Source organism: Legionella santicrucis, assembly GCF_001468135.1.
Lineage (GTDB): Bacteria > Pseudomonadota > Gammaproteobacteria > Legionellales > Legionellaceae > Legionella > Legionella santicrucis.
Genome location: NZ_LNYU01000012.1, coordinates 32,891 through 54,633 on the forward strand (window position 1 = coordinate 32,891; position 21,743 = coordinate 54,633).

Sequence of the window (21,743 nt, forward strand, 5' to 3'; positions counted from 1 at the left end):
ATGAGTATTTCAGGCCCATTTATCGCAAGAGCAATAGCAACTTCATTATTAATGTTTGCTATCTTCCTTACAGGGGTCTTATCTTACAAATTATTACCTGTTTCTGCGTTACCTGAGGTGGAGTATCCAACGATTCAAGTGTCTACTTTTTATCCTGGTGCAAGTCCTGATGTGATGAGTACCACGGTAACTGCACCACTTGAACGCCAATTTGGTCAAATGCCTGGATTGGACCAAATGACATCAAATAGTTCAACAGGATCATCGATTATTACCTTACAATTTAATTTGAACATGAGTCTTGATGTGGCTGAACAAGAAGTGCAGCAAGCTATTAATGCCGCAAGTAGTTATTTACCCACAGCTCTTCCCAATCCGCCTATATACAGCAAAGTAAATCCCGCAGATACACCTATTCTAACTTTGGCCTTAACTACAAATACCTTACCTTTAACCAAAGTAGAAGATTACGCTGAAACACGCCTTGTTCCTAAAATTTCTCAGTTATTGGGTGTTGGTTTAGTCAGTATAGGTGGAGGGCATAGGCCGGCAGTGCGTATCCAAGCAAATCCTGATGCTTTATCAGCTTATGGATTAACTATGGAGAACATACGGACTTTAGTTATGGCATCCAACGTGAATGCTGCAAAAGGAAATTTTGATGGACCAAGATTAGCTTATACAATTAATTCTAATGACCAATTATTATCTGCTGCTGATTATCGTCCATTAATTATTGCTTACCAGAATGGGGCCCCTGTTCGTTTATCTGATGTAGCTCGTGTTATTGATGGATCAGAAAACAATATGCAAGCGGCATGGATGAATAAAGAGCCTGCTATCATCATTAACATACAGCGCCAACCAGGAGCTAATGTTATCGAAGTAACAGAGCGAGTCAAAAAGCTGCTCCAGCAAATGCGGGCAGCAATTCCTGCAGGTGTGGATGTAAAAATACTTACTGATCGCACTACGAGTATTCGTGCTTCTGTAGAAAATGTTCAATTAGAATTGCTTTTGTCCGTAGTATTAGTTGTGATGGTGATTTTTCTGTTTTTGCGTAAACTTTCCGCAACAATTATCCCTAGTATTTCAGTGCCATTGGCTCTTGTAGGTACATTGGGGTTAATGTATTTACTCGGTTTTAGTTTAAATAACCTTACATTAATGGGATTAACCATTGCAGCGGGTTTTGTAGTCGATGATGCAATCGTCATGATTGAAAATATTATGCGTTATATCGAGATGGGCGAAAAACCCATAGATGCGTCACACAAGGGAGCTGCGCAAATTGGTTTTACCATTATTTCATTGTCTATTTCTCTGGTTGCCGTATTAATTCCCTTACTTTTTATGGGCGATGTAGTAGGACGATTATTTCGTGAGTTTGCATTGACCCTAACCATAACCATCGCGATTTCTGCTTTTGTTTCTTTAACGTTAACGCCCATGCTTTGTTCTCGAATTTTAAAACCTCACAGTGAAAGCCATGCAACACGTTTAGAGCAATTTTTAGAGAAAAAGTTAAATTATTTTGTTGATTATTATAAACGTTCTCTGGGCTGGGTTCTTTCACGACAACCTTTAATATTGTTGGTTTTCTTTATTACCGTGCTCATCACCAGTATTTTATTGTACTTTATCCCCAAAGGTTTTTTTCCTATTCAGGATACAGGAGTTATTCAGGGAATTTCTGTGGCTTCAGACTCTGTTTCTTTTCAAGAAATGGCTAATCGTCAGCAAGCTTTAGTAAACGCGGTACTTACTGATCCTGCCGTTGAAAATGTTTCTTCATTTATTGGCATTGATGGCACAAATGTTACATTGAATAATGGACGCATTCTAATTAATTTAAAACCCTTAGATGAACGTCTAGGTGTAACCGATGTGATGAATCATTTGCGGTCTAAGGTTCAGCAAGTTGTAGGTGCAACATTATACATGCAGCCAGTGCAAGATCTAACCATAGATACATTGACGAGTCGCACTCAATTTCAATACAGTATTAGTGCTCCTGATAAGGAAGAGGTTACCAAATGGTCTAATTTAATGTTAGAAAAAATGCATCAAATCCCCATTTTGAAAGATGTGAATACGGATCAACAAAATAATGGCTTGGTGACTGCAATTGATATTGATAGAGATACTGCATACAGACTTGGAATTACAATGCAGATGATCGATGATACTTTATATGATTCTTTTGGACAGCGACAAATATCCATTATGTTTACCCAACGTAACCAGTATCGGGTTGTGTTGGAAGTGTTCCCTTCATTACAAAGAGAAACAGTTGCTTTTGACAACATCTATATTAACTCTACGATAACAACTAATCCAAACAGTACGGTGACTACTGCTCCTGTTCCTAATTCCCCTACAACGTCTTATAGAGTAGCAAATCCATCAGTATCGAGTTCATTAAATCTTGGGTCTACCACAGGGGTTAGTATCAGTGGTTCTGTACCTATTAAGACTTTTGCCAATTTGAAACAAAAAGTAGCGCCATTAGTTATTGCTCATAAGGATCAATTTCCTTCAGCAACACTATCTTTTAATCTTGCTCACAATGCTTCATTAGGAGATGCTGTAACCCAAATAGAAGCAGCAAAGAAGAGTCTGAATCTGCCATTGAGTGTAGAGGCTGATTTTCAAGGAACCACAAAAAGTTTCCAAAAATCACTTGCTAATGAAGGATGGTTAGTGTTTGCTGCAGTTGTAGTCGTCTATATTATCTTAGGTGTTCTTTATGAAAGTTATATTCATCCGTTAACCATTTTGTCTACTTTACCTTCCGCATCTATGGGCGCATTATTAGCTTTATATCTTTCAGGAAATGAATTAACAATTATTGCTTTGATTGCAATTATTTTATTGATTGGCCTTGTCTTAAAAAATGCGATCATGATGATTGATTTTGCGCTTGAGCAAGAACGCGAATATCAACGTCAACCTAAAGATGCAATCTATGAAGCTGCTTTATTACGTTTTAGGCCGATTCTAATGACGACGATGGCTTCTATGCTCGGTGCAATCCCTTTAGCTTTAAGTCATGGTATAGGAGGTGAGTTACGTCGTCCTCTGGGTATCGCTATTATTGGTGGATTAATTGTGAGTCAATTAATCACTTTATATACAACTCCTATTATTTATCTTACTTTTGATCGTATATCGCGTAAGGTAATGGGCTATGGTAAACACAATCCTAATGCTTCGGGGGCTGGATTGTGAATTTATCATCCCTATTTATTAAGAAACCTATAGCAACTATTTTGTTAGCATTAGGTTTAAGTTTTGCAGGAATTCTTGCCTTTGATTTATTGCCTGTAGCTCCATTGCCTCAGATTGATTTTCCGACAATTACAGTACAAGCCCAGTTACCTGGAGGGAGCCCAGAAATCATGGCGACTTCAGTTGCTGCACCCTTAGAACGGCAGATAGGGCGAATTGCAGGAATTTCTCAGCTTACTTCTTCAAGTACTTTAGGACAAACAAGCATCATAGTACAATTTGATTTGTCACGTAATATTGATGGGGCAGCTCGTGATATCCAAGCAGCAATTAATGCCGCAATGAGTCAGTTGCCTACAAATTTAACGAACAATCCTACCTATCGCAAGGTGAATCCTGCTGATGCTCCGATTATGATTCTTGCATTGACTTCGGATAAATTTACTCCAGGACAATTATATGACGTGGCATCAACTCTGTTACAACAGAAGATTTTGCGTATTGAGGGAGTAGGTCAGGTAAATGTGGGAGGAAGTTCATTACCTGCGGTACGGGTTGAAATAAATCCTACTGCTTTAAATAAATACGGAATAGGACTAAATCAATTAGGAACAATCATTGCAGATGCTAATGTGAATTTGGCAAAGGGGCAACTCATTCATGATCAGACTGTTTCAGTAATTAAAAGTAATGATCAGATGCTCAAGGCATCAGAATACGCTCCACTGATTATTAGCTACTTCGATAACCAGCCTGTGCGCCTATCAGATGTAGCTCATGTTTATGATTCTGTTGCTGATGTACATACGGCGGGCCTAGCAAATGGTAAACCTGCAGTGCTCTTGGTTTTATTTAAACAACCAGGAGCAAATGTGATTAAAACTGTCGATCACGTAAGAGAAATTTTACCGCAACTTGAGGCCTCTATGCCAAAGAACATCCAATTAAATATTTTAATGGATAGAACCTCAACAATTCGCACTTCATTGCATGATGTAGAGCTTACTCTATTTATTTCCATGTGTTTGGTTATTTTTGTCACTTATCTTTTTCTTGGTAGCTTCAGAGCAATGATGATTCCGGGTATTGCTGTACCATTATCTTTGCTTGGAACTTTTGCCGTTATGAAATTATTAAATTACAGTCTTGATAACTTATCGCTCATGGCTTTAACCATTTCTACAGGATTTGTAGTGGATGATGCTGTTGTAGTATTGGAAAACATTTCACGCCATATTGCACTGGGTAAAAAACCATTACAAGCTGCTTTTGATGGATCCAAAGAAATAGGTTTTACGGTACTTTCTATTAGCATCTCTTTAATTGCAGTTTTCATTCCAGTTTTACTGATGGGAGGGATTGTCGGCCGCTTGTTTCGTGAGTTTGTAGTGACACTATCCATAGCAATATTGATTTCACTTGTTATTTCATTAACATTGACTCCTATGATGTGCTCGCGAATGTTGCGTGAGGATGAGGGAGAACAAAGCAATTTTTTTATGCGTTTTACTGAACGAGTACGATTACGTTATGCTAATGGCTTACACTGGGCATTATTTCATCCAAGCTTCATGTTGTTTCTTATGTTTGCCACAATTGTTTTAACTATTTATTTATTTGTCATTATCCCCAAAGGTTTTTTTCCCCAACAAAATACAGATAGGATCGCCGGGACTTTGCGAGCAGATCAAGATATCTCTTTTCAAGCAATGAGGAAAAAATTAAGTCAATTTGTTTCGAAAATAAAAGAAGATACCGCTGTAGCAAATGTTGCCGCATTTATAGGAAGTGGTCCAGGAAATAATACAACGAATACGGGAACTGTATTTATCATATTGAAACCATTAAAAGCTGATAGTCCTACGAGCGATCAGGTTGTCGGCCGTTTGCGAAAAGAATTATCTTCAATTTCTGGTGCAACTTTATATATGCAGTCAGCCCAAGATTTAACTATTGGTGGCCGAGCTGCTGCAGCCCAATTTCAGTACACGGTTTCTGCTGATAATTTGCAAGATCTTGCGATCTGGACCCCTCATATCATGGAACAGTTATCAAAAATTCATGGAATTGTTGATTTGAATAATGATCAGCTTAATCATGGCTTGCAAACCTATGTCAACGTAGATCATGATACTGCATCGCGTTTTGGCATTACACCACAACAGATTGACCAAGTGCTTTATCATGCTTTTGGACAAAGTCAGATTTCAGTGATGTATATGCCAATGAATCAATATTATGTGGTCATGAATGTCGCTCAAAAATATTGGCAATATCCTTCTGTTTTAGATGAAATCTATGTCAAATCCTCAGCGGGTTATGAGGTTCCTTTATCTGCGTTTGCCAGTTTTAAGGCGGGTTCTACTTTATTGTCTGTCAACCATCAAGGTCTAGCTCCTGCGGCAACATTCTCATTTAATTTAGCACCAGGAAGCTCTCTTGGTGGCGTAGTGAATAAAATTACTGCTATGGTTAATAAATTGGATTTACCACCAACCATGCGTGGATCATTTCAAGGTACTGCACAAGCATTTCAGGAGTCTTTTAAAAATGAAAAATTTTTGATTTTAACTGCGATCTTGGCCGTTTATATTGTACTTGGAATGCTTTATGAAAGCTTAGTTCATCCTATAACGATTTTGTCTACTTTGCCATCAGCTGGAGTTGGTGCATTATTGGCATTATTATTATTCAAGTCTGATCTGAGCATTATTGCTCTTATTGGGATGATTCTTCTGATTGGAATTGTGAAAAAAAATGCCATTATGATGATTGATTTTGCTTTGGAGGCGGAACGCTTGGAGAATAAATCTCCACGTGATGCGATCTATGAAGCGGCACTATTGCGTTTTCGTCCGATTATGATGACTACAATGGCAGCTATATTAGGTGCTATGCCCTTAATTATTGGGTTTGGTGTTGGTTCTGAATTACGACGTCCCCTGGGTATTGCAATTGTGGGAGGGTTAATTATGAGTCAATTATTAACACTCTATACTACTCCAGTAATTTATTTGACAATGGATACCGCAGGAGTTCGGGTTCGTAATTTTATGAAACGGTTTAAATTAAGAGGCGCCTATGGACACTCATAATCTATATAGCCAGGGAGAAAGAAAGTTCAACCTAATAAAATACTATCAAAAATCCCATATCACTTCGATCCAACATTTTTTATTAAAAAAATATGTGCTTTTAACTTTAGTATTATCTCTACTTTCGTCATGTATGGTTGGTCCTAATTATGTTCCTCCAAAACTTGTAGTGCCACCACAATTTAAAGAAGCCAAAGGTAAAAAAGTCCTAGAAGCTAAGCGTAAAAATTGGAAACCCATTAAACCTCAAGATGATATAGAGCGCGGGCAATGGTGGAAGGTATTCAATGATCCTGTATTAAATGAATTGGAAGAGCAACTGTATCATTACAACCAAAGTATTGTTAGTGCAGAAGCTAATTTCAGCCAGTCACTGGCAATTGTTGATCAGGCTCGCGCGAGTTTATATCCAACATTAGTAGGTGCGGGTAGCGTATTCAGGCAGCGGCAAGCTGGGGGATCTACAACAATTATCAGTTCCTCTGGATCTAGTGAAGGTACGGCAACGACAAATATTGTACCTGTAGCAAATACAACAACCATTTATACTGGATTTTTGAATGCAAATTGGGAGCCTGATATTTGGGGTTTGGTTCGTCGAACCATAGAAGCAAATCTTTCTTTAGCCGAGTCTAATGAGGCTTTAATTGGTGTGACCCGTTTATCAGCTCAAGGTGCTTTAGCACAATATTATTTTGAACTTCGTGCATTGGATAAAAGTCAAAAATATTTAGATGAAACAGTAATTGCCTATCAAAAATTGTTACAATTTACACGCAATCAATATACTTCTGGTGTTGCTTCTCGTGCCGATGTAGTCCAGGCGCAAATTCAACTTGAGACAGCTCAGACTTCCGCTATTAATAATGGTATTTTACGAGGTCAATATGAGCATGCTATTGCTGTACTCATGGGAAGACCTCCTGCTTATTTCTCATTAAAACCTGCGATTTTAAAATTGAAGCCACCTCCAATTCCTCTTCAAGTTCCTTCTGAATGGCTTGAACGTAGGCCGGATATTGCACAAGCGGAACGTTTGGTGCAACAAGCAAGTGCATTGATTGGTGTAGCTGTTGCTGCTTACTTTCCAACATTGACCTTGACTGGTACCACAAGTGCTGCAGGTCATAGTTTCCATCAGTTGATTCATAAACCATCAATCAGTTGGTCTGCTGGTATGCAATTAGCGGAGACTATATTGGATGGTGGGTATCGTGCAGCAGGGGTACGAGCAGCAAAAGAACAGTATGTTGCCCAAGTTGCAAATTATCGTCAAGTGGTTCTCAATGCATTTCAAGATGTTGAAGACAATCTTATTTCATTGCGTCTTCTGGAAAAACAAAGCATTGTGCAAGATAAACAAGCAGCTGATGCAATCTATGCACTTAAGCTCACTAAAAATCAATATAAAGCAGGAACTTTGCCTTATGCTAATATACTTACAGCTCAGATTAGCGCACTAGCAGCAGAACAAGCGGCGACGCAGATAGATGGGTTACAAATGGCATCAGCAGTGAGTTTAATTAAAGCATTAGGGGGCGGTTGGGTAGCTAATGTTGCTTTACCCCCTAAAGTAAAAAATAAAAAAGGATAGCGGCTGTTGGATGGTTTATCAATGATTACTAATTAGTAACATTTTGAAAAGTAAAGAAATATTATTATTTTAACTTTAACTAAAATAATTGACTTCAGTTTATTTCCCCGATATTATGAGCAATAATTACTCATGGTGAGAAATTTATGCTGGGATTAGCAGCCTTAGATGATTTATCTTATGTATTGGATAGTAGTAACGATCTGCCTGAGGATCTTTGTTTTTCTGGTGAGTTAAGACGATTTATCAAAACTTATAACAAAAGACCGGGCTTTTTTAAGCCTTATCAAAATGGCAAAGAGTTTGCGGGTGGAGTGATTGCACCAGTTGTTTACCCGCTAGGATTAACCTTTTTAGGTACCATGGGTGTGCTTATTACCGCTATTGCGCCAGCGTTTTGTGTAGGGAGTTTGTTGTTTGCACTCGGCGCGGCTGCTTTTGGTATCTCAGAACTCAGTGAAAATGCTCTAGACGTTGCTGCTCTTTCTTTATATGTTACAGGTTATGCGCTTGTTTTATCTACAGCAAGTTTTTTATTAGCGATTCTTAGTATTCCTTGTTCATTAGCTTCTTTGGGGACACGTACTCTTTCTACTGCAGGTTCACAGCTCATTGAGTGTATGGATGATGGTGTAACGAATGAAAACAAGAATGTCTTTTTAAAAGCATAGTAAATCAGAGTGTATCCATTGGGATAGAATAATAAGCACTATAATTTTTAATGCCGGGGGAGACTGTGCCAGCATTTACTCGCTTATGTAAAAATGTTTATATTAGTGTAGCTCATAATACGGTAACTCTATATGTGCCCAAAACAGTACCTTGGTATTCTTTATATCAACAAATAATACAATCAAATTATTATGATTCCACTCAATCTATACTAAAACCTATTTGGCCCTTACGGATATATAATCCATTTGATCCGCAAGACCCTTTTGTTAAAAGATTATCACCGGTACAACCTGTTCATCGTACGTATCCAGATCATGAGTATTATCATGATGATGCTTTGGACAGAGAAATCACTCATTTTCATATGAAATTTACTAGAAACATTAGTGCCCAAGACTTTGATGTGTTTTTAACTATTTTAGTTGAGAAAGATATAATTGATAGAAATGAAAAGGAGGATTGCTTCATTGCGTTTATGCATGCAAGCCAAGATGCAGTTTCGAAATTTTATGATGAGTTAGCTGTGGTTCAGCTAAAAGCACTTGCATTGAGGGAAAAGGCTAAAACCAATCCTCAAACGTATCAGAAAGCCGCTGATGCGGCTGTAGAACTTTATGATACTTTAAAGAGTGAAGCAAAGACCTACTTCAATAACAAAAATGCAAAAAATTATGAGTTATTTCGTACCAATTGTAAAAAAGCCATAAAAAAAGCATCTATTGAACTTAATAATCATCGTGGTTGGGGCGATGTATTGCTTAATGTTACTGCAGCTATTCTTGGTTTAGGAATTTTTTATGCTGTTGCTCTAGGAGTTAATTATGTTTGGACCCACGGGGAGCATTTGTTTTTTCATTGTGATACGGATTCTATAAAAAAAATTAAAAAGCTCGAAGAGGCTCAGTCTGAGCTATTGAGGATTTAACACTGATTTTCGATTTGGGGTTTATATGAATCAAATGACAATCTATGATTGTTTAAGCTACTAAATTGAATCAGCCTCTATTTTCGAGTACCATTCTGTTATTTAGAGTCTCATTAAGTTTAATTAAAAATATGTCTAATGCTAAAATTCTTATTGTTTGGTCAAATTATTACGAAGAGCTTGCTGAAAAACAATTAGCAAGTTGCTTAAATTTATTAAAATCATCCGCATATGAATACCAAGTTGAAACAGTGAATGCCGGAACTTATGAAATTCCAGCTGTTATTCAGCATTATCATAGCCATAATCCATTTGATGGTTACATTCCCTTAAGCTTATTACTCAAAGGAAAAACGGATCATTATGAGTTCATTTGGGAGCATGTAAAAGAATGCTTTATTCAATTTGCCATGAATGGTTTAATGATTGGTAATGGTATTATTTCTGCTCCTAGCATGGAATTATTACGAGAGCGAGTTGAAAATGGTGAAAGGGTGCGGGAAGCGTTCCAAGCAATTACGTATCTCATACAACTTACAAAAAATAGATGTTAATCTATGGCAAAAATTTTAATTATTTCATCTTGCATCCATAAGGAATTATCAGCCCAACAACTTTCCTATTGCATTGATGTTGTTAAAGGCTCTGATTATGAGTATCAAATTGAGTCATTACAAGCTGGAACTTATGAGATTCCGTTCGTTATTAATACATTTCAGAAAAAAAATCCATTTGATGGTTACATTGCCTTAGGGCTGGTTTTGAATTCAAATAGAGATCACTATAATTATATTATGTCTCATATTAATACTTGTTTTACCCAATTTGCGTTAAATGATGTTATTGTAGGCAACGGAATTATTTCAGGCAGTGATCTGGATGATTTATCTGATAAAGTAAATAGTTCTAATCCTTGTTTTTCAGCTTATACATCAGCATTTAATGCGGTTGATTATTTGATTCAATTAAAAAATAGGATTTTGTAAAACAAAGGATTATAGTCATGTTTCAATGGTTAAAAGCATGGCGGCAAAAACGGATTATTCAATACTCCCTGATCACTGAAGCTGAGTGGAATGATGCATTTCAGCATTTATCACTACTTCAGCGTTTAAGTAAACAGGAAAAAATAAAGCTTAAGCAATTAGCAATTTTATTTCTTCACTACAAATCATTAGAAGGGGGTAATAATTTTCAGATCACTACAGCAATGCAATTAAGCATCGCATTGCAGGCTTGTCTTTTGATTTTAAACCTTGGATTAGATTGGTATGATGATTGGGTTTCCGTAATAATATATCCCGAAGCTTATTCACGACAAAATAAAGTGGTTGATGAATACGGTATTGAACATTTAGGAAATGCTCATTTAAGTGGTGAATCATGGCAGCGTGGCCCGGTGGTTCTTTCCTGGAATGATGTACTGCATCATGGTGGGACTGATGGACGCAATGTAGTGCTCCATGAGTTCGCGCACAAATTAGATATGCAAAATGGTAGGGCAAATGGATTTCCTCCACTACATAAAGGGATGTCTGCTTTGCAGTGGGCTACTGAATTTAATGATGCTTATAATGATTTTATCAATCGCATACAACAAAATGATCCTATCCCCATTAACCATTATGCTGCGACATCTCCAGCTGAGTTTTTTGCTGTTTTAAGCGAATTATTTTTCGAAAGGCCCGAAATTATCAGGCATTATTATGCGGGCGTTTATCAGTTGATGGTTCAATTTTACCGTCAAGACCCACTTATAATTAATTCATCTGCGTCCGTTAATGGATACTTTTAAAAGTAATTTACCACTTGAATTTATATTTGGTATCTCTGGTGCCCCATCCATCAATAACACGTACATCAAGTTGTTTTTCTGAGATGAGATTGAATTCAATGCGTGAGCCCCAGTAAGGATTATAAAAATTAAAATCGTGTTGTGTTTGTGCAGTTATAAATGAGCAATAAAGAGCTCGTGGCTCAGGAGCTCCGAGTCCATCACCATAGCTTAAATCCAATTGTGTTGATCCCTGAGCGTTTCCCTCTGAAGTAACCTCGCTTAGCCAATTGCATGTAATCATAGCAAATTGAGAATGTTGATTTTTTAAGATTAAACAGCTTCTATAATGGGAACAAGGTTTAGCAAAACCTATACTTGTGATTAAAATTAAGCTAATAAAAGTATAAAATTTCAACATTTTTCTAATTGATTGATGAAACAGCATTATTTCTATCATGGCAATTAAGTTTTTGTCAACAGACCCAGTAGCGCCATTAGAAATAACGGGAGTAAATACTTAAATAAGTACCATCTTTCTCCATAGCATCCAATGCATTATTGATTCTAGAGATAAGTGCGCCTTGATTGAGGTTCGCTATGATGCCATATCCCGTGCCGAAAGGTATCGCCTTGCCAATTAGTTTAAAATTGTCTGGGTTGGTATGTACCCAATATGCTGCTCCAATAAAATCAAGCATAACCAGATCAATGTCTTGCTCGGCTAAGTCTCTTAACATATTTTGTTGATTATCATAACTGATCACTTTAACGTTATCATACTTTTGCTCTAGAATAGATTTGAATACGGTCCCGGCTTCAACGCCTATACGTTTTCCTGTATTGACGTTAGTGTTATCAATATTAGAATCAACCGTTGTGAGTAATTGGGCTTGAGTTTGTAAATAGGGTCGGCTAAATAAATAAGATGCAAGTCGTTCTTGAGTAATAAAAAAACCGTCTATACCTAAATCAGCTTTCCCTGTTGCCACAGCTTTCATAATATCTTCAAAGGTCATGGGCTCATAGACACAGGTAGCATTAATTCGGCGACAAATTTCATTGAGGAGATCAATTTCAAATCCTGTAAATACATTATTTGCAGTTGCTCGTATTTCCATGGGGGGATTGAAAGGTGATGTTCCAATAATGAGTTTTTCTGCAAATAAGCTTGTACTCATTAGTGTCAATAGAAGCAACGTTAATAGTATCTTCATAAATAAATTCCTGTATTTTACCTTGGAGAGGTGGCCCTTCTTAAATAAAGTCAAAACCAACTAAGCACTGGTTTAGCCAATGAGAGTTTGTCAGATGTTGCCGTATTCCTTTGGACCTAGCGCTTCGTAGGAGAAAAATAACAACACCATTTCCTTATGATCAGTTTAAGCCACGCAAAATGATACTGCAAATATCATTTGGTATTTGCAGCCATATGATGAGTTATCCTAATTATACGTTATAAGTTAAAGAAGGTGCTTGATGTTTTTCTCCATTTGTCAGATTGGTTTTGTTAAAAAGTGTGTTTTGTACTGATGTTTTTTTAGGAATGAGTGCTTCTTCATGGGATAAACTTGCTTCATATTTTAAGAACTCACTTGTTTTGAAAAAGCGCTGTGTTTGGTAACGTGATTTTTGGCGCTCAGTATTTTCTAATGCATCAATAGTAGGTTCTGTAATTTGTAACTCTTTTTGTATCTTAGTAATTTGTTGTTTACAGGTCTCTTGCAGCGAGGATATAAGCTCGTGTTTCGTTTGCTGCAAATGAGCTTTTATAAACTCGATTCTTTTATCATCAATTAATTGATTATGATTGCGTAATTTTTCAATACACTCAATTTCTTCATTTTGAGTTGCTTTTATAAACTGCTCATATTTTGCGATTAATTGATTAATATAAATAATTTTGCTTTGATGAAAAACGATTTGACTCATTAAAGAAGCGCTTTCTAGATAGCCGCAATCAGACTGTTGTCTGCGTTCTTGTGCTGCTTTAATTCTATTTTGTGTTTCTAAGATTTCTTTTTCTTGTTTACGGATTTGTTCCTCAGTATCTTGTATCTTACTTCGTATCTCTTCAAGATTATTTTTTATTCTTGATTGTTCCTCAATGAGATCAATAAAAAATTCATCTGGATTCATATCTAACATCATTTTTAGTTGATCGAGATCGACTGGGTTTTTGATCCAATTCCATTGTCTCATTTCATCGCTCTGGGTGAACCTTTTTTGAATGAATTCAGGCAGTTCTGAGCGATCAATATTGATATTATTCCAATCTTCAGCTACAAGTGCTTTTAATCTAAATAACTTCTCAAATTCTGCTCGTTTTAGCAGAGGAAGAGTTTCAATTACACGTTTATCAGATAAGTTAAGAAGAGCTTCTTTATTTTCTTCAAGTGTTAGCTGTAATTTTTTGAGTTCATTTCGTTCATTTTCTATTCGGGATAAGAAAGCAGATTGATACCCTGTAAACCCCTCTTTTAATGGTGCATCTGCCACTTGTATTTCTATGTAGGATTGAATTCCATCAGTACCATTTTGAATACGAATCTGCTCAGGATTTACATTCAATAAGTGCGCAAATTGGGTCTTTTTTTGGACTAATAAATTTTTTAGGGTGTCTTGGTTTAATCCATCAGTTTTATTTAATTCCTTAATTGAACTAAGAAGCTTTTTTTTCAATGCATTAAGTTGATTTGAATAAGGCTTGTATGCTTCATAAGTACTAAATCGTTCTGTGGCTTCGTAGAGTTCTTGTACTATATGACCTGGATTATTTTTACTTTGATGACTTATGTTAAGCAAGGTTTCTTTTAGATGACTCCAAACGGGATCATAAGTTTCGAAGAAGTAAGGTGATGCACTTGCCAAATAACGGCGAAATGCGTCGATGTGGTGTTTTGAAACCACTTTATCATGGCAGTTTTTTCGAAAATCAAGATCACAATGTAAGGGATGCGTTAATGAGTCTATTGCATTCAAGGCATCATTAATTACATTGCGAGGGGATGAGTGGCCTACTGAAATCAGATACTTATCTTTCAAGATTGCTTGTTGTTTCTTAAGTTCAATATAAAGGGCTTGAATTTTATCTTTGTCTTGGTATGAGTCCCTTACATTCTCAGCCAGCTTATAAAGAGCTAAGGCTGCTTCTTTGGCTACAGTACGTTCAAATAGCGCATGAAAAGGTTCTGGATTTTCTTTTACCCAGGAAAATTCTTCACAAAGACGTTGGGCCAGTCGTTTCATTATTTCTTCGTTATAATGTGTCTGAAGATTTTTTAAATGGATGTCTGCAGGTAAGGCTGAGTTTTGATACAGAGTACAAAAATTAAGAACCAATCCTTGAATTTTAAATTGTTCTACTAATGGAAACTGACGAGATTCTTGGCAGTGATTGAGCATTAATGATTTCATTTGCAATAACAATTCTTGGACTTTATTGCGATCTGCCTTCATCAATTTCTTTTGATAGAACTGAATAATACTTTCAGTCAACTCTTTCTTTTCCTCGTTATATAAAATTTTATTTTTTTTCTCGATTACTTTGTTAATCACATTGGTGATTATTTCAGGTATAAACGAGGAGTTTTGCGAATGAGTTGGGAAGAATTTTTCTATTGCTTCTGGGCAAACAGCACAGAATTCTCCAATCAGTTGAGGTAAAATTTGTTTACTTTGTGCAAGCTCCAAATCTGTTTTCATCTCGCCACTAGGTTTTGTGTAGTCAAGTACGGCTCCAGCTTTATCAGCAATAATGGTTTCAAGATTTTGCTGTATTAATGCTTTGGTTGCATCTGTAAATGGTTTCGATTTTTGCAGTAATTGAGTTTGCACATTCAATTCTTGAGCGAAGTTTAATTGTTTTAAATATTTTAGCCTTAGACTTTGTTCGTTAGTCATATGTGTTGCTTTTTCTGCTTTAGCTGTCCATTTTTCTTCGCGAGCAATTTCCCAAAGCTTACACGCAAAGATTTTAAATTGGTTAATGCTTGTAGCAAGAGTACTCTCAGAGATACTTGTTTCTTGGGATCGAGTTAGCTCACCTAAAAGAGCTTCACGCCACTGATAGAATTCAAATTGCATCTTAGGATCATCTGGGTAAAGTTCGAGAAGTAACCCTTCCCAGGCCTCAATTTGTTGCATTAATATGTGTTGTGCTTCATCAATCGCCTGAGTATATAGTCCATCAATAGCTGCTTGTGATTTGATTTTATTTCTTAATAATTCAACAGCACGTTCATTGATATGTTGGCGTCTCCAGGGAAAAACATAATAAAAAAATTGAGTGAATAAATCTTCTGGTGGTTTAACTTGATAAATAGGCAGCCATTCACCTGGCTTACCATTTCGAGCAGCACGCCCAGCAATTTGAGTGGTCATTCTTTCTGTATCGGGGTAGGTTTGGATGACGAATAAGCCCTTAGGGTGATCTCCTGTATTTATATCTATCCCTTTTGCAAGCATTGCTGTACCCACAGTGATGGTATTAACTTGTCCTGCTTGCTTAATAATGCGATCTAATTCACCAGAGCTCTCTTTTCCAGTGATAATTTGAATTTTGAATCCTTGATCTTTATATGCTTTTAAGCTAGTACCAAGGGCCTGCGCTTCATCAAAATCCTCACTGATGACCAGAATGGGCTGGGTTTGAGTATGGCTCCATTTTTCAATAGCCCTTTTAGTTTGTGTAATTAATGTTTCACGTTCTGCATAAGTTTGAATCTCGGTATCAGGATTGATTTCCATTGTTGGTTTAGTAATAGAGCATTTAATCTTGTCCAGAGTTTTATGCATCGCTTGAATGGTTTCTTCACGATTTAAAGTAAAAATAGGGGCATGGTTGATGCGTTTATCACCTGCATAGGGGGCAACACTAATTGCTTGTGTACCGATTGCAGTAGCCAAGCTTTCTAATTCTCGCTTATCTCCTGGTGTTGCAGAAATGCCCAGTAAACGCCCATTCGTATTTTGGTAAAATTTGATTAAACCTCGGGCTGATTGGTTGGATAAGACTGAAGGAACTGGATCAATAACAAAATATTGAGCATGATCTTTTCGCTCAGCTTTAAGACGAGCCTGTAATGCTTGCTGTACAGCTTCAGTGAAAATAGATCCTGTTTTAGGAGTACTGCGTATTAAGGGCACGCAAATAATTTTTTTGGTTGTTTCGTGTCCTGATTCATCTTTTTCTTTAAGTGGTTGAATAATAAAATGTTTGTTTTCTACAAGTGTTGCCGCAATACAACTTGCATGAATCCATTGTTTTAATTGGGTATTGCTTGATGCCATCAAATAATTTTGCTTTTCAACGCTGCCTTTGAATTGCTCATTGATTTCTTTATTTAGAAATAAACGAAACTGCTCTAGATCTTCCTCTTCATCCCAAACTTTTCCTTGCGCTGGATCGATATTGCGAAATGTTGGTAGATTAATGAATTGATAAGCAAGCGGATAAATCCATTCAGCGGGATTTTCATCGAGTTTTTCATTTTCTGCGACTAATTTATAAAGGGTTACTTGATCTAAAAGGGCATCATCACACTCATCTAAAACAACATGAATTGGTCCGTTGGTTTTGAGTAGGTTTTCTTTTTTGGATTCTTTTGCAGATAAGCGGAAAAAGGCCATATCCTCAACTGTAGAACAGTTAATTCCATTATGCTTATAAACTTCTGGAGGGCTATCATGTTGGATAAGTGCTGTTTCAATTTCTAAAAATTTAAAAAATGGTTCACAATTATTTTCGAAATCGCGAATTAAAAGTTGTGGATTGGCGGTACACTGATCGACCGTTCCACCTTGGGTCCATTGCAAAACAGAGAGCATGGGTGTATTAATGCTTTTTCCTTCCCCTGTTTTGATACGCATTAATAAATTGGAGGATGGATCATTTAAAGCAAGTAATAAGATAAGCATTTGTGTGGTGTTTGGGAATAATCCTGTAGTACGAAAATAAATTTCTCTAAGATAGGCGAGCAGCTCTAAACAGGTGATTTCAACTTGCTCAGGCTCAATTGATTTTGAACATAATTGCATAAGTAATATCTTTGCTCGTTCTTTTAAATCGTGCCGCGAACTTGCAGTTAATTTTTTTAGGGTTTTAAAATCATCGGGATTTAATGGATCGGTATAACCCAAGGTTTCGATAAAAGTTAATTGCTTTGCAAGTTTCAATTGTAATGAATGAGGTAAATCCATTTCATGAAGTGAATCTTGTAAGCTTATTAAAGCCTCTTTCACTCTATCTGTTGCAAATTGTTTGTTTAAATCTCTTTGTTCTCCTGTTTGAGCAAAGGGATTAGTATCAAAGCTTAAACAATAGGCCCGAAGTTTTTCTGAGTCATGGGCAAGTAATGCAGAGTTTAAGCTTTGAGTATTAGGATAGGGGGGAGTGGTAAATAATTTTAAAACTTGATCAATGTCGACTGAAGAACGTCGTCCTAAACCTTTAGTTACTTCTAATAAAGCAAATAAGTTGACTGTATAATCTTTTTTGTTTTGCGCAAGGCCAGTTAAAATTGTTGCAATTTTTGCTCTATTTTCCGAATTGATTTGCATTAATTGTTGAAGAATAAGAGGATAGGCATTGAGATCTTGATCGGGGTTTTCTGGAGAAAAACGGTTTAATAAAGCAATACAAAGTTCTGCTTGACCTTGATTATGAGTTAAGAATAATTGAGTTTGCTGTACTAGGTTTTGTACGAGCTCGGGAGAGGTTGCTCCTGAAAGTTCGGTTAAAATATGAATTATTTTTTTTATAATTAATGACTTAATGTGTTCGGGAAGATTCGATTTTTTTAATTCATTTAATGCAGCTAAGGGAAAAGGGCTAGTACTTTTTAAATTATGAGCCATACTCATTTTAAAGAACATTACTTGTGCTTCAGGATCAAGATCAGTTAATTCGAAAAGTTCTACTAAACCATGAATCCCTCGTTCAATAGCATCACTTTCTGCATCAGGATTTTCTTCCAAGGCTTGCGTTGTTAATTTTAAATAAAGATCTAAATTTTCGATCTTGTCTTGAATTAACTTATTAATCAGAATTTGTTTTTGAGTATAATTTAAGCGGGTTAAAGCACCTGAACTTAATTGCTTATAGATTTTATTGAATTGCTCAGGTAACTGTTCATGTATATCAATAAGCAAATTGAGATAATTGGCGATGGATTCAATTTTGTTTTTATACTCTTGTAAAGAGTGATCAGAGGGGGCATTTTCAACAAGCAATGTTGCTTCATTAAGAATATTTCTTTCAAACTCGGGATCTTGAGTATTGAGCTGTTGAAGTGTTTTCTTTAATGCAGGTAAGACTTTCTTCTGAATGAGTTCCTCTTTGAAAAAGAATGTTAAAGAGTGTGTGTCATTAAATGCAGCCATCCAAGAAAGACTTGTATTTATATCTAAATCTTTAACTAGAAGTTTATTTTGTGGATTACCAAAGAAGGCATTCATTTCAGAAATAAATAACCCATGCAACTGACTTAAAATAGTTGCAAATGCTGAGCCTGTAGTATTGTCATGAGCATGTCTTTTTCCAGTAAGCAAGAAACTTAATATATATTCCCCTTTCGTTTGCCCAAGAATGCCCACTCCATACATGCCATTAAGTAATATAGGTTTTTTTTCTTCAAAAAAACGTAATTTTTCAATCACATTTGGAAATTTGGGGTTGGGGCTTTGTAATAAATTAACCAGATCATTGACTGCATCAAAAAGTGGTATTAACTCTAGATTCAATTGCTCTCTTAATTGTTTAGGTACGATAAAGCTTTGTAGATTTTTTTGTAATACAGCTTTGAGTGAATCGATTTTAAATGCAGCGCTTCGCTTTTTTATGGCATCAACTAATGCATCGACAATCAGATCATCAAGCTTAGAAATATCGCCATTGCCTATCACGCAACCTGGCAAAAGATTTTTTTCAATGATGTATTCTTTTATCCAATCCTCTTGTCTCTCAACTGTTTTATTTTCAGTTGGAATAGAGCTTGGTGAGTTTGCCAGTGTTTCAAGTAGCGTTTGAATTTGCCCAATTTTGGGCAACGATGGTGATTTAGAGATATTAATTTGACTTAAAGCGCTCAAAACGATTTCACTAAAAGCATCACCTTTCATAGCGTGTAAGTTTTGCAGTGCTAATAATAAATTATTAATGTTTGGCTGGGTTAAAACGGGCTCATTAAGTTTTGCTAATAATTTGATGAGATCAGGGGGTAAAATTTGGCGATTCTCTTGTACTATTGTTGTGAAAGAGTTTATGACTGAATGTGAGTATCGATTGTCCTCTGAAGATGGTGCAGTTTTTTGAATGCGTTCTTGTACTATGTTAAATACATCAAATCCTTCATTCTCTAAGCAAGAAATAAGAGGTTCAATCAGATCATTTTTAAAATTTTTATTGGGAAATGCATCTTTAATTTCAATGCATTGTTTTAGTAAAAAATCTATTTGTACCAAAGAAGGGACGGGTTTAAATTTAAAACAGCGGGTAAAGACTTGTAATAAATCGCTTCGCTGATTTTGATTTAATTGTTGTAATAAGTGAATACAACTGGTTAAGTTTTGTTGCCATTGTTCGACGTTAAGAGTTGTTTTGTCGGCAAAAGTGCAGGTTAAGATAAAAATTAATTGTTTTCTTTGTAGCGGTGTCCAGGCGCTAAGTTTTTCAATATCAGATAGTTGGGTTTGAATATCGGACAGTCTAAGTTCCTTTTTCCAATGTTGTCCTATATATCGAAATAACCATGGCGTGAGTTGGCAATGTTCATTTTCGATTTGTTGGTAAATGAGTTCTGGATCGGTAATCGTATCTTCATGATTTTCGATTTTCATACAAGAAGCTACGTGCTTAAATTGTTTAGACGCAGATTTTTGCGTCATTGCATGGTGTACGCCTGTTGGTCCCCAATTAAGTTGAGTTAAAGAAAGACATTGTTCTTGTGGATTTTCTGCATGCTCTATAACATCTAATACGCGGTTTAATGTAATAAGAAGATGACCCTTATGTTCGATGGGGCATGGATTAGGAAGGGTCAAGTTTTTTTCTGCGATTCTAGGTAGGAATACTTGAGTATAGGCCTCAAAAAAAATATTAAAGTCAAAACTACTTTTATCATAGTTTAGATGAGCAGTGGCTAAACCATTCCACCACTCCTTTTGCTCTGCGGGAAGATAGGCTAATTTTTGAAGATTTTTAATGCCTCGGGGAGTCAAAAGTGAGTTTTGTACCTCTGGATTTTCGAGAAATGCAAGACTAATTTTTTTATTTAAACAGGTACTAAGTAACCTTACTAATAAAAGAGTATGCGCTTCACCACCAAGCAGAAATTGTTTGCACAAAAATGGGACTATAGACTGAATTTGTTTTTGCGAAATAATAGATGGGGTATTGGATTTAGTAACTTGCAGTAATGCTTTGAGTTCATCTTCATATTTGGGAAATAAACGAATCAAAGCATTTTTTTGTGCTGTTGAGTAAGACGTGTTCATTAGTAAGGCTATGGTGCTTTGAGAAATATCCGGTAATAAACCGGCTATTAGTTCTGTAGAAGGTAAAATAAGTGAGGTTTGATTTTTAAGTGTAGGAGCTAATGCAGAGGGAAGCCTTCTTGGTGTATCAGTATAACAAAGCGCTTGTTTGTCTTTATTAATATAAAATCCCTTAGGTAGATTATTGGGAATAATTCCATCCTTAAATGCATAAGAAAATTCTTTAATTTTTAATACAGCGGATTCTTGGAGGTGCATAATACCTAGGGCTTTAAGTTGCTGGGTAAGTGCAGGAAATTCAGGCAACTCAATAGAAATGAGAGCAGAATCTTCTGTTACTATATGTTCTATATGTTCTTGTCTAGTATCCTTTTGAATGCTTGGAGCTTTAGGTAACACAAAGCTTTTTTGAATTTGGATACGAGCTCGAACCGATTGGGAGTTTGTAACTAAGGCCTTTTTTAAAGGATAAATTTTAGGTCCACTCGAGGTATTTTGGAGTATTGTTTCTGCTGTTTTATTTAATACGGTGCGACGTGCACTAAGGGCAAGTTGATTTGAAGTGTGTTCATTGCCAGGGATTTTAAAAATAAAAAGACGTTGGCGTGGCTCGCTAACAAAACCTAATAAAGTATCAATGTCCTTAGAGGAGACTTGTGCTGGATCAAGTTCAATTTCAATAGGGTTATAATTGACCTCGGTTTCATATGAAGAAATCAAGTTTTCCAGTAGGGATTGAAGGTATTTATTTTGGGGAGATTGAGCCACAATGAAACTCCTGTAAAATTTAGAAAAATATGCAGAAATATTTCAACTTTGTTCAGTAAATTATCTGATAAAAAAGAGAAGCATCTGTTCTTTTTTCTTTAAAATTGATTTCATTATAATGAAAAAAAAAGAATGTACAAAGCGAGTTATGTAGGGTAAATACTCATAAAAATCTTTTTTAAATCA

11 protein-coding genes are annotated in these 21,743 nt (G+C 36.1%); 8 read left to right on the forward strand and 3 right to left on the reverse strand.

Annotated features, from left to right (window positions below; genetic code table 11):
* The 8 genes from Lsan_RS03440 to Lsan_RS03475 all read left to right on the forward strand — a co-directional run bounded on the left by Lsan_RS03440 (window position 1) and on the right by Lsan_RS03475 (window position 11,315).
* Window positions 1–3,231, forward strand: coding sequence for an efflux RND transporter permease subunit (locus Lsan_RS03440; RefSeq protein ID WP_058513141.1), 3,231 nt, complete (start codon window positions 1–3; stop codon window positions 3,229–3,231).
* Window positions 3,228–6,326: an efflux RND transporter permease subunit gene (locus Lsan_RS03445; RefSeq protein ID WP_058513142.1), complete on the forward strand. Its 3,099-nt coding sequence runs from the start codon at window positions 3,228–3,230 to the stop codon at window positions 6,324–6,326. The genes Lsan_RS03440 and Lsan_RS03445 overlap by 4 nt, the downstream gene beginning before the upstream one ends.
* Window positions 6,313–7,920, forward strand: coding sequence for an efflux transporter outer membrane subunit (locus Lsan_RS03450; protein WP_058513143.1), 1,608 nt, complete (start codon window positions 6,313–6,315; stop codon window positions 7,918–7,920). Before Lsan_RS03445 ends, Lsan_RS03450 begins: the two co-directional genes overlap by 14 nt.
* 146 nt (window positions 7,921–8,066) lie before the next feature.
* Window positions 8,067–8,591: a hypothetical protein gene (locus tag Lsan_RS03455; RefSeq protein ID WP_058513144.1), complete on the forward strand. Its 525-nt coding sequence runs from the start codon at window positions 8,067–8,069 to the stop codon at window positions 8,589–8,591.
* A gap of 65 nt (window positions 8,592–8,656) precedes the next feature.
* Window positions 8,657–9,520 carry a hypothetical protein gene (locus Lsan_RS03460; protein WP_237762020.1) on the forward strand — a complete coding sequence of 288 codons (864 nt, stop codon included), beginning with the start codon at window positions 8,657–8,659 and terminating at the stop codon, window positions 9,518–9,520.
* A gap of 131 nt (window positions 9,521–9,651) precedes the next feature.
* The gene (locus Lsan_RS03465) at window positions 9,652–10,074 is read left to right on the forward strand and encodes a 6,7-dimethyl-8-ribityllumazine synthase (RefSeq protein WP_058513145.1); all 423 of its coding nucleotides are present in this window, start codon (window positions 9,652–9,654) and stop codon (window positions 10,072–10,074) included.
* Window positions 10,075–10,077: 3 nt separating this feature from the next.
* Window positions 10,078–10,506, forward strand: coding sequence for a 6,7-dimethyl-8-ribityllumazine synthase (locus Lsan_RS03470; protein ID WP_058513146.1), 429 nt, complete (start codon window positions 10,078–10,080; stop codon window positions 10,504–10,506).
* A gap of 17 nt (window positions 10,507–10,523) precedes the next feature.
* Window positions 10,524–11,315 carry a M90 family metallopeptidase gene (locus Lsan_RS03475; protein ID WP_058513147.1) on the forward strand — a complete coding sequence of 264 codons (792 nt, stop codon included), beginning with the start codon at window positions 10,524–10,526 and terminating at the stop codon, window positions 11,313–11,315.
* A 7-nt stretch (window positions 11,316–11,322) separates the two neighbouring features.
* Here Lsan_RS03475 and Lsan_RS03480 read toward each other — a convergent pair whose 3' ends face one another.
* From Lsan_RS03480 to Lsan_RS03490, 3 genes are all read right to left on the reverse strand, one after another.
* The gene (locus tag Lsan_RS03480) at window positions 11,323–11,742 is read right to left on the reverse strand and encodes a hypothetical protein (RefSeq protein ID WP_237762021.1); all 420 of its coding nucleotides are present in this window, start codon (window positions 11,740–11,742) and stop codon (window positions 11,323–11,325) included.
* 49 nt (window positions 11,743–11,791) lie between these two features.
* The gene (locus Lsan_RS03485) at window positions 11,792–12,511 is read right to left on the reverse strand and encodes a transporter substrate-binding domain-containing protein (protein ID WP_058513148.1); all 720 of its coding nucleotides are present in this window, start codon (window positions 12,509–12,511) and stop codon (window positions 11,792–11,794) included.
* A 232-nt stretch (window positions 12,512–12,743) separates the two neighbouring features.
* Window positions 12,744–21,557, reverse strand: a complete 8,814-nt coding sequence (locus tag Lsan_RS03490) for a helicase-related protein (RefSeq protein ID WP_058513149.1) — start codon at window positions 21,555–21,557, stop codon at window positions 12,744–12,746.
* Window positions 21,558–21,743 lie beyond the last annotated feature (186 nt).

Bases quoted from the DNA above. Each gene is read 5' to 3' on its own strand.
- Lsan_RS03440 (WP_058513141.1), top strand. From the start codon at position 1: ATGAGTATTTCAGGCCCATTTATCGCAAGAGCAATAGCAACTTCATTA.
- Lsan_RS03450 (WP_058513143.1), top strand. From the start codon at position 6,313: ATGGACACTCATAATCTATATAGCCAGGGAGAAAGAAAGTTCAACCTA.
- Lsan_RS03455 (WP_058513144.1), top strand. From the start codon at position 8,067: ATGCTGGGATTAGCAGCCTTAGATGATTTATCTTATGTATTGGATAGT.
- Lsan_RS03465 (WP_058513145.1), top strand. From the start codon at position 9,652: ATGTCTAATGCTAAAATTCTTATTGTTTGGTCAAATTATTACGAAGAG.
- Lsan_RS03470 (WP_058513146.1), top strand. From the start codon at position 10,078: ATGGCAAAAATTTTAATTATTTCATCTTGCATCCATAAGGAATTATCA.
- Lsan_RS03475 (WP_058513147.1), top strand. From the start codon at position 10,524: ATGTTTCAATGGTTAAAAGCATGGCGGCAAAAACGGATTATTCAATAC.
- Lsan_RS03480 (WP_237762021.1), bottom strand. From the start codon at position 11,742: ATGCTGTTTCATCAATCAATTAGAAAAATGTTGAAATTTTATACTTTT.
- Lsan_RS03485 (WP_058513148.1), bottom strand. From the start codon at position 12,511: ATGAAGATACTATTAACGTTGCTTCTATTGACACTAATGAGTACAAGC.